This window comes from Streptomyces sp. MB09-02B (genome assembly GCF_033794485.1).
Classification (GTDB): domain Bacteria; phylum Actinomycetota; class Actinomycetes; order Streptomycetales; family Streptomycetaceae; genus Streptomyces.
In genome coordinates this window covers 33200-47097 of record NZ_JARGEE010000005.1, presented here as the reverse complement: position 1 = coordinate 47097, position 13898 = coordinate 33200, and the positions used below count along the sequence as shown (strand labels likewise).

The 13898-nt window shown below is 69.3% G+C and carries 13 protein-coding genes; 4 read left to right on the top strand and 9 right to left on the bottom strand.

All coding sequences use genetic code 11. The annotated features are described in order from the left end of the window. Positions 1-270 precede the first annotated feature (270 nt). From P1P70_RS01855 to P1P70_RS01825, 7 genes are all read right to left on the bottom strand, one after another. Entirely contained in the window at positions 271-1203 is a 933-nt protein-coding gene (locus P1P70_RS01855; RefSeq protein WP_319234003.1) for a GlxA family transcriptional regulator, read from the bottom strand. A 169-nt stretch (positions 1204-1372) separates the two neighbouring features. Continuing rightward, the gene (locus tag P1P70_RS01850) at positions 1373-2014 is read right to left on the bottom strand and encodes a sigma-70 family RNA polymerase sigma factor (RefSeq protein WP_408995407.1); all 642 of its coding nucleotides are present in this window, start codon (positions 2012-2014) and stop codon (positions 1373-1375) included. Positions 2015-2209: 195 nt separating this feature from the next. Further along, positions 2210-2917 (bottom strand): hypothetical protein, encoded by a 708-nt coding sequence (locus P1P70_RS01845; protein WP_086798948.1) that lies wholly within the window; start codon positions 2915-2917, stop codon positions 2210-2212. A 346-nt stretch (positions 2918-3263) separates the two neighbouring features. After that, positions 3264-3785 (bottom strand): copper chaperone PCu(A)C, encoded by a 522-nt coding sequence (locus P1P70_RS01840; protein WP_086798949.1) that lies wholly within the window; start codon positions 3783-3785, stop codon positions 3264-3266. Next, entirely contained in the window at positions 3782-6076 is a 2295-nt protein-coding gene (locus P1P70_RS01835) for a heavy metal translocating P-type ATPase (protein WP_319233976.1), read from the bottom strand. Before P1P70_RS01835 ends, P1P70_RS01840 begins: the two co-directional genes overlap by 4 nt. Continuing rightward, on the bottom strand, positions 6076-6315 hold the full coding sequence (locus tag P1P70_RS01830) for a hypothetical protein (RefSeq protein ID WP_408995408.1): 240 nt from the start codon (positions 6313-6315) through the stop codon (positions 6076-6078). The genes P1P70_RS01835 and P1P70_RS01830 overlap by 1 nt, the downstream gene beginning before the upstream one ends. A 205-nt stretch (positions 6316-6520) precedes the next feature. Continuing rightward, positions 6521-6646: a hypothetical protein gene (locus P1P70_RS01825; RefSeq protein WP_263868108.1), complete on the bottom strand. Its 126-nt coding sequence runs from the start codon at positions 6644-6646 to the stop codon at positions 6521-6523. Between the two features lie 5 nt (positions 6647-6651). On the opposite strand from P1P70_RS01825, the gene P1P70_RS01820 reads away from it, so the two are divergent. The 3 genes from P1P70_RS01820 to P1P70_RS01810 all read left to right on the top strand — a co-directional run bounded on the left by P1P70_RS01820 (position 6652) and on the right by P1P70_RS01810 (position 9705). Beyond that, positions 6652-7656, top strand: coding sequence for a GlxA family transcriptional regulator (locus tag P1P70_RS01820; protein ID WP_319233975.1), 1005 nt, complete (start codon positions 6652-6654; stop codon positions 7654-7656). Further along, complete coding sequence (locus tag P1P70_RS01815; protein ID WP_319233974.1) at positions 7653-8441, top strand: DJ-1/PfpI family protein; 789 nt, start codon at positions 7653-7655, stop codon at positions 8439-8441. The genes P1P70_RS01820 and P1P70_RS01815 overlap by 4 nt, the downstream gene beginning before the upstream one ends. A 487-nt stretch (positions 8442-8928) precedes the next feature. Next, the gene (locus tag P1P70_RS01810; RefSeq protein ID WP_319233972.1) at positions 8929-9705 is read left to right on the top strand and encodes an MBL fold metallo-hydrolase; all 777 of its coding nucleotides are present in this window, start codon (positions 8929-8931) and stop codon (positions 9703-9705) included. Positions 9706-9837: 132 nt separating this feature from the next. On the opposite strand, the gene P1P70_RS01805 is transcribed toward P1P70_RS01810, so the two are convergent. Both P1P70_RS01805 and P1P70_RS01800 read right to left on the bottom strand, forming a co-directional pair. Further along, entirely contained in the window at positions 9838-11301 is a 1464-nt protein-coding gene (locus P1P70_RS01805) for a DUF1996 domain-containing protein (protein ID WP_319233970.1), read from the bottom strand. Positions 11302-12152: 851 nt separating this feature from the next. Then, a complete protein-coding gene (locus tag P1P70_RS01800; protein WP_319233968.1) occupies positions 12153-12275 on the bottom strand; it encodes a hypothetical protein in 123 nt (40 codons plus the stop codon). Positions 12276-13386: 1111 nt separating this feature from the next. Between P1P70_RS01800 and P1P70_RS01795 the strand changes: the two genes are divergently transcribed. After that, positions 13387-13782, top strand: a complete 396-nt coding sequence (locus tag P1P70_RS01795) for a nuclear transport factor 2 family protein (RefSeq protein ID WP_086798976.1) — start codon at positions 13387-13389, stop codon at positions 13780-13782. Positions 13783-13898: the final 116 nt, after the last annotated feature.

The window sequence follows — 13898 nt, the reverse complement described above, 5'->3', positions numbered from 1 at the left end:
TTGAGGAGAAACCGATCATGGAGCCCGCCACCACACTCGACGTCGCCAACCGCTACCACGTCGTCCGCTGGAGTCGCTCGGTGCCCTGAGGAGCCCTTGTATCCCGAGACGGGGTCCGGTCCAACGCTTCGCGTACGGACGATCACGGTCGGCGGGGCGATCTGTGGTCCCGGTACACCGAAAGGCTGGTGTCCGGGTACCCGCGGCCTCCGGCGCGCGAGGCCCCGGTTGTGCCGGCGCCAACTGGCCGGGATCGGCTGGACGTCCGGGTCACGAGAAGCGTTCCCGGTAGTCGAGGGGTGAGATCCGCAGGATCTGGTGGAACGACCGCAGCATCGTGGCCTGTGTCCCGAACCCCGTCTCGCGAGCGATGGATTCGGGGCTGCGGGGCGTCTCAGTGAGGAGGCGGGAGGCGGCTGCCACGCGGGCCCGCTCGACGTATTCGCGCGCCGACATGCCGACCTGGGCGCGGAACAGGCGGGTGAAGTGGCGCTCGGAGACGCCTGCCCGGTGGGACAGGGAACGGATCGACAGGTCACCGCCCGGGTCGTCGAGGATCAGCCGCTGCACCTCGCGCAGTGCCGGGCTGTGTGCGTCGGGGCCGAGCGGGTCGACGAACTGGAGCTGACCTCCTGGCCCGTGTCGGTATGTGACGAGGAACCGGGCGACCTGCTGGGCGATGTCGCGGCCCAGGTCGTCCTCCACGAGGGCGAGGGCCAGCTCAAGGCCGGAGGCTGCGCCCCCGGAGGTCGTGATACGACCGTCTCGTACCACAGTGTTCCGTGCGTCGGCCTCGACTGCCGGGTGACGACGGGCGAGTTCGTCGGCGAACTCCCAGTGCGTGGCCGCCCTGCGGCCGTCGAGAAGCCCGGCGTCGGCCAGGAGGAAGGCGCCGGTAGACACCGAAGCCACGCGCTGGGCCCGCCGGGCCAAGGAACCCACCGCGTCGACGGTCGCCCGATCGACGGCAGGGATGCCATCCGTCCCCGCCACGATCAGCGTGTCGACTCTGTCCACGTCCACCGTGCCGTGGTCCGGTTGGACCGTGAGTCCGCCGGAGGCGTGGACAGGGCCGCCGTCCGAGGAAGCTGTCCTGACCTCGTATCGGCAGGTTCCCCGACTCATGCCGCCGACTGTGGCGAAGACATCGGCTGGCCCTGAGAAGCCGAGGCTCTGGACCCCGTCGAAGAGCAGGATGAGCACCAGGTGGGGCTGCTGATGCCCGATCGTATGGTCTGGACTGTTCACTGCGACCTCGCTCGTACGCGCATGATCATGTGCACGACTGTCATCCATGGGGGTGCTCGGAACTGTTCGGTGAGGGGAAGGGCACCGACCCGCGCTGCGGAAGGACGGTGCCGGCGCCCTTCGATCACACGGCCGACGGGGTCGCCTCGGCCGTCGCCTCGGCCTCGGCCAGCAATTCGATGAGCGTCGCCCGACCACGGGCCACGCGCGAGCGGACCGTTCCGACGGGGCAGCCGCTGGCCTCGGCCGCCTCCGCGTAGGGCAACCCCAGCAACTGGGTGAGTACGAACGCCTCACGGCGCTCGTCGGGCAGCGCGTCCAGCAGGTCGAGCAGCGCGACGCCGTCTTCGAAGCCGGGCAGACCGCTCGGCTGCGCGCGTTCGACCATGGTTCTCCAGTCGCCCGTGACGCACAGGCGTGGCCGGGCGGCGGCGTACCGGTAGCTGTCGATCACCGCGCGGCGTGCGATGGACAGCAGCCACACCCGCGCTGAGGAACGCCCCTCGAACCGGTGGAGGCTGCCGAGCGCCCGCAGGAACGTGTCCTGGGCAAGGTCGTCTGCGGCCTGCGGGTCGGAGGACAGACGCGCAACATAGCGGACGACGTCGGGGTGCAGGGCCCGTACGAAACGGTCGATGGCGGCCGGGTCGCCGGCGCGGGCGGCGAGCGCCCAAGCGGTCGTCGACTTGTCGAACGACACCACCGCACCGTCGTTGTCCATCCCTCTGCGTCTGTCGCGGGAGGCAGGCAGAACAGGAGTGATCACCTGATGTCCTTCTCGGGTTGTCCGGCATCCGGCACGGCGGCACGCGGGACCGCGCGAGGGCACGACAGCGGTGTGACCGCCTGCGGATGGGTCCGGGAATGAAGGGGAGACGGCCGCACGATGTGTACGGCCGATGCCCGAGGCGCGGGTGTCGACGACACGACACCCGTCTACTGCCCCGAGGAGCCGGCTGTCTCAGACGACAGCGGTCCCGGCCGGAGGCCCCCGAGGAGTGATCGAGTGAACGAGAAGAAGGCGCGGTGGCACCCGCTCCGAGCGGGCGCGGTGGCGACGGACGCCCAGTCGGCGCGGCGGCATGACGACAGCGAAAAGCAGCCGCAGGGGTGCGGCCAGCCAGCCGGCGGCGGCCCGCAGGACACGGAACGCGGCACGCTCCCCATGGGCCAGCCACAGGCCGCACAGCAGCGCGGCGAGTGTGTGGGCGGCCAGCATGCCGAACGACGACATGCTGCCCATGTCGTGCCCCGAGGAGCCCATATGCCCCATGTACACCGCGTGGACCGTGGACATGTGACCCATGTCCATGGAGTGCGTGGACATGGCGCTCATGTCGTGGCCCATGGACTCCATGACGTGGCCCGGGCCCTTCGAGCCGGGCGACATGTCCGGTCCGGCCGCGCTCGTGGCGGTCGCCTGCGCGAGTTCGAAGACCGAGTGGAGCACACCCTGGGTGATCATGACCAGACACACCACCAGCGAAAGTCCGCGCTCACGATCCGCGAGGCTCCAGCCCGCACCGCCTATGACGGCGAGCCCGGCCGCCAGCGCCCACCACGGGACGGTGGCGCCGGACATCAGGACGTGGCCGAGTGCGGCGAGCAGCACGCAGACGGCCGCGAAGACCACGGCCCGTATCGCGCGCGTACACCACCCAGCAGTCATGACAGCTCTCATCCTCGCATCCAGGGCCTCGGCAGAACACGCCGATGGGCCCGAACTCGGTGCACGCTTCGCCGACATGTGAGGATGCTGGATCTGTTCCGAGACCGGCTGTCCACCCAGTCGCGCGGCTTCCCACCGGACCCACCGCATCGGGAGGGCACCGCCCTGTCCTTCTCCCTGCGAGGTAACCGTCACCGTCACCGCGTGCGCGGCCTGCATGCTCGCCGAGAGGGTCACCGACGGGTTGCCCGCCCGGATCAGCCAGGACCTGGACTGCGCCGAGATCACCACCACGCCCGCACCCCGAACACGCCCTCCCGCGGCGAGCCAATGGGCGGGTCGCCGGTCACGCCCCGCCCATGCCTGGGCGGACCACAACCGCTATGGCCTTCATCCGACCGCTTCGTGCGAAGTGCAGTGTGAACGGCACGAGGTCGCCCTCGCGCCACGTCTCCTTCGCCCTCACCGTCACATCGGTGCCGAACGGAGACATGGCGAGGCTTCCGCCGGCCGGGACGGCGGCGGAGTCCACCGTCTGCCCGTACGCCGCCCGTGCGCCGGCCATGCGGTGACGGCTGAGCGTGGCGTCACCGGCGTCGGAGGCGGACGTGACCCTCAGCAGCCGGTCGTCCGCGCCGCCGGAGTTGGTGATGCGGAAGAACGCCGAGGTCTCTCGGGTACTGCTGAACGGGAGGAAGACGCGTCCGCCGGTGACCGTGATCCGTGCGGGGCTGCCCGCGTTGCCCTGCGCGACCCAGGTCGTGAGGCCCCCGAGAGCGACGCCGCACGCGGCGACGGGCGCGAGCGCGGTGATCAGGCTGTCGGTGACTCGGCGGCGGGTCGGACGCCACCGGCGCTGTCCGGTCATCGGGCACCGCCCCGGGTCCGCGACGGCTGCCAGGCCCGCAGACGCAGACTGTTGCCGACCACCAGCAGGGAGCTCACCGACATCGCCGCCGCGGCGAGCATCGGGTTGAGCAGTCCGACCATGGCGAGCGGCACGGTCACCACGTTGTAGCCGAACGCCCACAGGAGGTTGACGCGGATCGTGCGGAGGGTGCGCCGGGCGAGCCGGACCGCGTCGCCCAGGGCCTCGATGTCACCGCGTACGAGTGTCACGTCGGCGGCCCCGATCGCCACGTCCGTGCCACCTCCCATGGCGATGCCGAGGTCGGCTCCGGCCAGCGCGGCGGCGTCGTTGACCCCGTCGCCGACAACCGCGACCCGGTAGCCTCGCTCCCTCAACTCCCGTACGAGGTCGGCCTTGTCCTCGGGCGTGCAGCGGGAGTGCACCTCCTCGATACCGAGCACGCCGGCGACCGCCTGCGCCGGCGCCTCCCGGTCGCCGGTGGCGAGGACCGGGCGCACACCGAGGCGCCGCAGCCGGTCGACGGCCTGGTAACTGCCGGGGCGCACGACGTCTCCGACCTCGATCAACGCCTCGGGGACCCCGTTGACACGGACCAGGACCGAAGTGTTGACGCCGGCCTCTGCCGTCCGTAGCGCTTCGGTGAGAGGCTTGGGCAACTCCTCGTCCGGCGCGAGAACTTCGACCAGCCGCCCCTCGACCAGGCCGCGCACGCCGCGCCCCGCCGTCGCGGCGAACCCGCTGACCGCAGGCAGCGAGCCCTGCCCGGTCGGGGCTTCACCTGACGCTTGAACACGGTCGCGCGTCGGCGCCTCCATGGCGTACGCGACGATCGCCCGCCCCAGTGGGTGTTCCGAGCCCTGCTCCACCGCGCCGGCCAGCCGAAGCACCGCCTCGCGCCCGAGTCCGTCCGGTACGGCCGTGACCCGGACGACGCTCATGTGGCCGGATGTGAGGGTGCCGGTCTTGTCGAGCACGACCGTGTCGATGTGCTGGAGCCCCTCCAGGGCCTGTGGGCCCCGCACCAGGACACCGAGTTGCGCGCCGCGCCCGGTGGCGGCCATCAGCGCGGTCGGTGTGGCCAACCCCAGCGCACACGGACACGCCACGACCAGGACGGCCACGCACACGGTGATGGCGGCCTGCGGGTCGGCCCCGGCGCCCAGCCAGAATCCGAGCACGGTCACAGCGAGCGCCAGCACCACCGGCACGAACACCCCGGCCACCGCGTCCGCCAGGCGCTGCGCCCGCGCCTTGCCCGCCTGAGCCTCGGTCACCAACAGCGTGATGCGGGCAAGCTGTGTGTCCGCACCGATCGCGGTAGCCCGCACGAGCAGCAGTCCACCGGCGTTGACCGCTCCGCCGACCACGGTCGAACCCGGTCCGACCTCGACCGGCCGGCTCTCCCCGGTGACCAGGGACAAGTTCAGGGCGGAGTTGCCCTCCGTCACCACACCATCGGTGGCGACGCGCTCACCGGGACGTACGACGAAGACCTGCGCGACCTTCAACTCCTCGACAGGGATCAGCCGCTCGGCCCCGTCCTCGCGTACCGATACTTCCTTCGCTGCGAGTTGAGCCAGCGACCGCAGGGCCGCCCCGGTCCCGTTCCGGGCCCGAGCTTCAAGGAACCGCCCGGTGAGAACGAACAGCGGTACGACGACGGCCACTTCGAGGTAGACGTGTGCTGTGCCGTCCGAGGCTTCGGGCACCAGGCTGAACGGCATCGTCATGCCCAACTCGCCCGCACCGCCGAAGAGCAGCGCGTACACCGACCAGGCGAAGGACGCTGCCACGCCCAACGAGACCAGCGTGTCCATGGTCGCCGCCGCATGCCGCAGCCCGCGCAGCGCCCGCACGTGAAACGGCCACGCGCTCCACACCGCGACCGGCGTGGCCAGTACGAAACACAGCCATTGCCAGGCGCGGAACTGCAGGTCGGGCACCATGGACAACACGACCACCGGCACCGCGAGCAGCGCTGTGATCACCAGTTGTTCGAGTTCCTGCCGGGTGTCATCGGACTCCCCGCCCTGGCCCTCCTCGCGCCGCTGCTCAGGCTCGGGCAGGGCGGCCGTGTACCCGGCCTGCTCGACCGTCGCCATGAGTTCGTCGGGGCTGACGTGCGGCGGATGGCTCACCCTGGCGCCCCCGGTGGCCAGATTGACCGTAGCGGTCACGCCCTCCAGTTTCGCGAGCTTCTTCTCCACACGCCGCACGCAGGCCGCACAGGTCATCCCGCCGACGGTGAGGTCGGTGGTCACCACAGAGGTGGCTGCTTCCGTGGTCATCAGCCGCCACTCCCGTCCTGGCCCATGTCGCCCATGTCCATGTCCATACCGCCGTCGTCGCCGCTCGTTCCGGAGCGCTGCATATCGGGCGCAACGGGGTCGACGGCTGCTCCGACGGCGTACGACCCTGTGAAGAGCAAGGCGAGCAGGAGAAGGAACCCGCAGAGGGCGGGCTGCGGCACCCGTCTCCGCAGCGCGGAGACCTTTTCGGGGGAGGATTGCTGGGGCTCTTCCATCATCAGGGCTCCTTACATCTTGCGGACGGCCCTGGCACGGGATCACGTGGGTTCCCCGTGGCCGTACCGCTTACAGAAGTCGGGCCCGGGTGACGTGGAGTTCCGCGCGCGTCTATGGCGTGCGTCACGCTTCCCCTGGGGCCTTGGTGCGAGGTCGTGCGGTCGTCCGTGTCGGACCGCCTCGTGGGCGCGACCCTCGTGCAAGACGTCACGGCCCACGACGCGACGGGACCACCCGGTGGAAGATCGTGCCGTCGAAGTGCTTGTAGCGGACGTACGTCAGGCAGTACCGGTGTACCCCGGTGGGACACCACGCCTCTACGTGTGCTGCCATCAGGCATGGACACCAGTCGACGCGTACTCATCGTCGCCTATGACAACGCCCAGATTCTCGACATCGCCGCGCCCAGCAGTGCGTTGGACATCGCCAACTGGTTCGGAGCGAGCCCGCCTTACTCCATCGAGCTGGGCACCCTCGGCGGGCGGGCCGCCCGGAGCTCGGCCGGGATACGAGTGGGTGGGGCACAGGACTTGGAGGCGGTCGGGGGACGCCTGGACACGCTGCTGGTCGTGGGTGGCCTCGGCTGCGAGGGTGCGGCGGCGGACGAGAAACTGCTGGCCCAGGTGCGGAGGCTGGCCGGACACAGCAGGCGCGTGGCCTCGGTCTGCACCGGCGCCTATGTACTGGCCGCCGCCGGGCTGTTGGACAACCGTAGAGCCACGACGCACTGGCGGTGGGGGCAACGGCTGGCCGAGCGGCATCCCTCGGTGGCAGTCGACGTGGACCCGATCCGCATACGCGACGGCAACGTCTACACCTCCGCCGGCCTCACCAGCGCGCTCGACCTGATGCTGGAGCTGATCGAGGACGACCACGGACCGACCCTGGCCCGAACCGTCGCCCGAGAACTCGTCACTCATGTGCACCGTCCAGCCGACCAGGCACAGATCTCCCTGTACCTGTCCGCTCCGCCGCCCGAGGACCGGCTGGTGCGGGACCTGATGGGCTACGTCGCCGGTCATCTGGTCGAGGACCTCTCACCGTCGGCGTTGGCGGGCCGGGCGGGGGTCAGCGTCCGGCACCTGGCCCGGCTCTTCGGCACACACCTCGGGACCACTCCGGCACGGGCCGTGCGCGTGGCGCGCACCGAGGCGGCGGCGCACCTGGCGAGGAACAGCGGACTGCCGATGACGGCGATCGCCCGCCGCTGCGGTTTCGGATCGGCGGAGACACTGCGGCAGGCGTTCTTGGACCGCTACGGGATCACGGGGGACGTGCTTCGCAGGATGCCGGACATGCCACCCCCGCGCGTCGCACCGAGCCACGAGACTTTCCTGCCATGACGCATCCCACGACGCGCAGAAACGTTCTCCGCGGCACGGTGGCCGCCACCGCCCTCGCTGCCACGGCAGCGGGCCCGACCGGAGTGGCACAAGCTTCTCCAGACGGGACGGCGCTCGCCGACGCCAAGGGCCGCTCGGGGCCGACCATCGGCATCCTGATATTCGACGGCTACAGCATGCTGGACCCCACCGGCCCGGCAGAGGTCCTCTCCCGGATACCGGACGCGACCGTGATGATGATCGCCGAGCAGCGCGGCCCGGTCCGTACGGATACTGGTGACGTGGCCCTGATCGCCGAGCGCTCTCTCGCCGAGGTCGGCCATCTCGACGTCCTGCTCGTGTCGGGCGGGGGCTACCGCGGTATGGACGAGGCGTTGGAGAACCAGAGCATCCTGAACTTCATCCGCGAAAGCCACCGGCATACCCGCTGGACCACCTCCGTGTGCAGCGGCGGCCTCCTTCTCGCCGCCGCCGGCTTGCTGAAGGGCCGCGAGGCCGCCGTCCACTGGCTCGCCGCCGAGCAACTCCAGAAGAGGTTCGGCGTGACCTACTCGCCGCAGCGCTACGTACACTCCGGCAAGATCATCACCTCGGCCGGCGTGTCGGCGGGCGTGGACATGTCCCTGTACCTCGCGTCCTTGATCGCGGGAGAGGACACGGCGAGGGCCATCCAGCTCGCCATCGAGTACGACCCGCAGCCGCCCTTCGACTCGGGCAACGCGGCGGAGGCGAGCGATGAACTGAAGCGCCGGGCAGCGGAGTTGCTGTCGGCGTCGGAGGTGTAGAAGGGGCGCGGTTTCGCGCGGCTCGTCTCCGGTGCGACCTCGGCCTGGTGACGACGGTGGCCGGGCGATCGATATGTGTCCGCTCCGGGCACGGGGGTTCCGGCAAGCGCCGGCCGATTCCCGGTCGGGATGCGGAGGATGCCGATCTGTCCTGCGTGGGCAGCGAGGGAGAACTCCACGCCCAGCCCTGCCTTCAACTCCCCGCCTGGTTCGACATCGGTATCGACCAGTCGGAAGAGGCCGAGCAGTTCCACGGTCAGCCGCTCGACTGAGAGTTCCTCCGGCAGCAAGGTGCTTATGCCGCTCGTCACCGACGCCGCGAGCTTCGCCTTCGCCGCTTGATGGACAGTGCGGGCCACCACTTCGGTGGGTTCTCCGCACCTGCCCGTGACGTGTCCCAGCCGCCCGGACGGCCCCACCTCGCGTGTTCCGTCGCCCCGCCCGGCTCCGCAAAGCACCCGAGCTCCATAAACTGGAAGGTCCGCGAATGTTCAGCGCTTACAGCGAGCAGGTCGACGTCCGTGTGTACGGCGGCCCCACCACCCTCATCGAGTACGGAGGCGTCAGGTTCGTCGCCGACCCGACCTTCGACCCGCCGGGCGAGTACCCCGTGTCCCACCCCGGCGACCACAAGCTCGTCAAGACCGACCCCTCCCCCGTCTCCGCCGCCGACCTCGGCCCCGTCGACGCCGTCCTGCTCTCCCACGACGAACACGACGACAATCTCGACCACGCCGGACGCGCCTTCCTGCCCGGGACACCGGTCGTTTTCACCACGGTCAGCGGTGCCGGTCGTCTCGGCGGCAACGCCCACGGGCTTGCCTTCTGGGAGACCGCCGAGCTCTGGAGGCCGGACGGCGGCACCGTGACCGTCACGGGTGTTCCCGCCCGGCACGGCCCCGCCGGCTGCGAGCCGATCACCGGTGACGTCGTCGGCTTCATGCTCACCTCCCGGGACCTGCCGTCGGTCTACGTCAGCGGCGACAACGCCGCTTTGGAGCTCGTCAAGGAGATCGCCGAGAGATTTGCTCCCGTCGACACCGCGATCCTCTTCCTCGGTGGTGCCCGCATGGCCTTCGCCTTCGACAACGGTCTCCTCACCCTCGACAGCGCCCTGGGCGCCGAGGCTGCGAAAATCCTTGGCGCACGTCGGGTCGTCCCCGCTCACTACGACAGCTGGGCCCACTTCCAGGAGGGCCGCAACGAGATCGAGGCCGCCTTCGAAGAGGCCGGCATGACCGACCGCCTCGACTTCGCCCGGTAGGCGCAAGCAGCGCTCGACCAGCCGGATCCAGCGGGGCTCGGGGAGCGTCTGAGCGGAGCCTGGCGGCTTCGGGGACAGAGAATGCCGGCGGTGGAAGATCCCACCGCCGGCTTCCTCGTCACTGGTTCAGGACTACTGGCAGTCTCTGCCGCTGTTGATGCAGGCGACCATCTTCTTCATCGTGTTCTTGTCGAAGAAGTTGAGGAAGTCGTTGTGGTCGGTGATCGGCTTGTGCAGCTGGTCCGGGAAGCTGTCCACCGCGAACGGGTTCACGACCTGACCGTTCTGGATCTGCGGGGCCGGAACGTCGTAGACCAGACGGGCCTGGAGCTGGGGGATGGCCTGGAAGCCGTTGGCGCAGGTTCCGTCCTCCCGCACGAAGGCCACGTGCGCGCGGTGGTTGGCGCTGTCGATGTTCTGGCCGTCCCAGCAGCTCTGGAAGAAGGACGTCCGTACGACCGAGCTGCCCTCGGGGCAGATCGGGTACTTGTCCGTCAGCTGCCGGTCCTCGAAGCCGGTGCAGCTCCAGTTCGTGTTGGCGTTGGCGAGGCCATTGGTGAAGGCCTTGGCGTCACCGGTGATGATGCGCAGTGCCTGCGGCATCGCGACGACATCGCTCGCCTTGTTGCCGACGAACTTCAGCTCTGCCTCAGTGGCTTCGAGAATCTTGCCGATGTTGCCTTCCGCACCTCCTCCGAGGTCGTTCGCGTCGAACTCGGCCGTACCGTCCTGCAGACGCAGCACCGGCCAGTAGTACGACGACTTGTCGCCCTGGTTCTGGCAGCTGGTGGCGGCCTGGAGGAACTCCTGGTCGCTGGTGAAGGCGTTGTTGTCCTGGTTGCCGACGTAGTCGTGGGTGTGTTGCGCACCGTTGCTGACACCCGGAGCGTTGATGATGTTGTCCGAGTTGTGGTTGTCGTTCCCGTTGGTGCCGCAGCGCGTGGTGAAGGTACCCGTGGAACCACTGTCACCGTTCGCGGCGAGACCGTTTCCGTTCACACCCTTCGGGCCGCCGTTCGGCTGGACCTGGGTGATGTCCTGGAAGTCGGCCGCGGCCAGACCGTTGCCCACTTGGCCCTGGTTCTGGCCGTTGTCCTGACCCTGGCCACCCCCAGGGTCGGCTTGGTTCTGGTCCGCGACGCCTTGGCAGGTGGCGAGCTGGTCCATGCCCTGCGGGGTCTGGCCGCCCGCGTTGCGGATGTTGATGCCGATCCGGTCGAGGGTGGCGACTCGCTTGGACTTGAGCGGGCCGAGGATGGCGTTGTTGACGAAGCCGGCATCCCCCGCTTGGGCCTGGCGCGTGTCCGCGAGGCGCTTGTAGGCCTCGGTGATCTGCCGGTCCAGTAGCGCCAGCTCCTTCGCGACCCCCGCGCGTGCCCCCTCGGGCACGCTCGTCAGCCGCTGGCCGACGTCCGGGCAGTCGATGGTGGCCACCTGCGCGGAGGCCAGCGTGCTGTGCGGCTCGGACTTCGACTCGCCCGCTGAGGCGTAGAAGTTCGCCCAGACCAGGCCGCCGCCCGCGACCGCGAGCGCCGCGGAGGCGGCGATGGCTCGAACGGCCAGCGGCGAGCGTCGTTTGCGTGTGTTGCGTCCCATGGAATTCCTCTGACTGCCTTGTGAGGCTATCGAGGCGCCCGACAGGAGTGAAGCGGCTCCCTCACATACGCGGCGAGCCCCAGGAGCGTTCAAGCGAAGCAGAAAATTGTTGACAGGCATGTGGGGCAGACTGGTTCCAACGCCCCGTGAGATACCGATAGTTGACGGCACCTCTTGCAGTCCGTAAGCGGTGGGGGCCGGTGCACCCCCTCGGCCGCTTCAGCGACCTGTACCGCATGGTGGTCCTGGACGTCGGATGACCTTCACCCAGTCAGGTAACCGCCCTTACGTCGTCACCGCAGCCTTCCTCTCGCCCGAGGAAGGCCCGAGGCCATGGCCCACTACGCACACCCGCACCCCGGACGGACCGCCTCGGCAGCCGGGCCGTCGCTGTGGCGCGCGCCGCACCACCCCGCACTGTCGCGGGAAGTGCGGGGAAGGCGGTCGGGAGGCTGGCCATCTCATTTTGCACTATGCAATGATTGAGCGCGGGGGGCACCGCCGGCCGATTTTGGCTTCCGGCGCCCAGGAGTGACAGCGGCAAGGTGGACGGTAGACACGCCGGCTCGTCGGTGCCCCCTCCGCAGCTCGGCCACCACCCAGCCTCACAGCCGCTTGGCGGCCTGGATGTGCAGGTGGGTCGGCAGAGGTCACGGATCACAGAAAACCGCCCAGCCTTGGATCGGCGTCGTGCAGGAACAGGCCGACGGCACTCGGTCGACCGCGATGCCGGACCGGGGAGACAGCGGTAGAGCTGTCCGATCATGCGGTGGACGAGGTGGCGCTCGGCGGCGGCATGCCAGTCCCGCTTGATCGAGCGCGTCTTCGACCACCGCTGGGCAACCTCGCCGTCACTTCGGGGTTTTCGCGTTCGTCGGCGAGCCGGAGTCGAAGGGCGGCTGGGGGTCGTACTCGATGACGAGCTGGAACGCCTCGGCGGCGACCCGTCCCGCAATGAGTTCAGTGAGCCGCAATGACAAGTGCTGCAGTTCGCCGAGGACCTGCCGTACCGGGTGGCCGCGCAGGCGGTGCGCACTTGGATCGATGGGAGGTACGACCCGGTCGGGACGGCCGGTTCGCCGGCAGATCCACGAAGGCCCGACCCAAAGACGGGCCCGGTCCCGGCCCGCGCTCACGTCCAACGCGCCCAACAGGTGCACAGGATCACGCTGCGCGGCCCGACCGTCATAGCCGTCAGGTCCGGCAGCGTATTACTGCCCCTACCCGGATGTTCTCTTCGTTTGGTGCGCGGGGCGACGGTGCCGGACGGGCCGAGCGGGGTGGGGCGAGCTGTCGTCGCGCTCCCGGTGGAGCGCGAGCTCGGTGCCGACGGAGATCGAGGGCGACTGCTGCCGGTTCCGTCGATCGGGTGCGCATTTACATGTGTGATGTGGGACACATCTTGCCATTGGTTACGTTGAGGTGCCTGGTTACTGAGGGTGATTATGGGCGCCATCGGAACGAACTCGCCAAGGGGGGAGAGTGGCCATGGAGTCCAGCGCCGTACTCAGCATCGCCCGCCAGTATGCGGCCGCAGTATCGGCCAAGATTTCGGCGCGGTCACGCGCATGTGCACCGACGACATGGTGTGGCATCACCGGGCAGGAACCAGTTCTCCGGCGGTCACCGCGGTGCGGCCGCGATCGGCGAGATGTTCGGCGGCATGATGACGGTCACGGAGGGGACCTTCGCGCTGAGGACGACCGGCAGTCCCATGGCCAACGGTGCGCTGGTCGCCACGCCGGTCCACATTTCCGCCACACGTAACGGTGGGAGATGGGAATGATCGGCGTCGACCTCCTGAGGGGCGAGGGCGACCGGATCGCCGCAGTCTGGCTCTTCTCCGCGGGCCAGGGCGGTGAGGACGCCTTCTGGGGCGCCGCATGAGGGTGGGCCGCCTCCATGGCGAGGTCCGTCTCTACCGCCCTGCGGTAGATCGGGCGGCGCCGACATACCGACCGCTTCCGGTGAGTCCGGGGACATGCCGAGTGCGGCATGTGGCCGGTTCCGGCCGGTTACGAATCCAACTTGCACGAATAGCAGTGTCGTTCTGTCCCGAGTCCGGGGCGTAAGGAGCAATTGGTCATGAGCAACAGGAACGTCGACATCACCCGTGAGTACTTCGAGTCGATCCAGAAGGGTGATCTGGCCCGGGTGGGGGAGCTTCTGGCGGAGGAGGTCGTCTGGCATCAGCCGGGTGGCAACCGGTTCTCCGGTGTGCGCCAGGGGCGTGATGCGGTCTTCGCGATGCTCGGCGGGATGATGGAGGCCAGCCAGGGCAGCTTCGCCATCGACTCGGTCCACGCCCTCATGGGCAACGGCGACATGGTGGCCGCCTCCATCCACTTCGTCGGCCGGAGCGGGGACTCGTCCATGAGCATGGACGGGGTGGATGTGCTGCGCCTGGAGGACGGGAAGATCGTCGAGATGTGGCTGTTCTCCGGCGACCAGGCGGCCGAGGACGCCTTCTGGGGGAAGTAAGGAACGGCCCGGGTCTTGGGGGCGTTGGAGGGTGGTCACGTTGAAGGGGTGGCCGCCTGCCGACTGCTCCTGAAGTCCGACCCGCTGTGTTCGCCACCGGCGGCACAGCGGCCGAG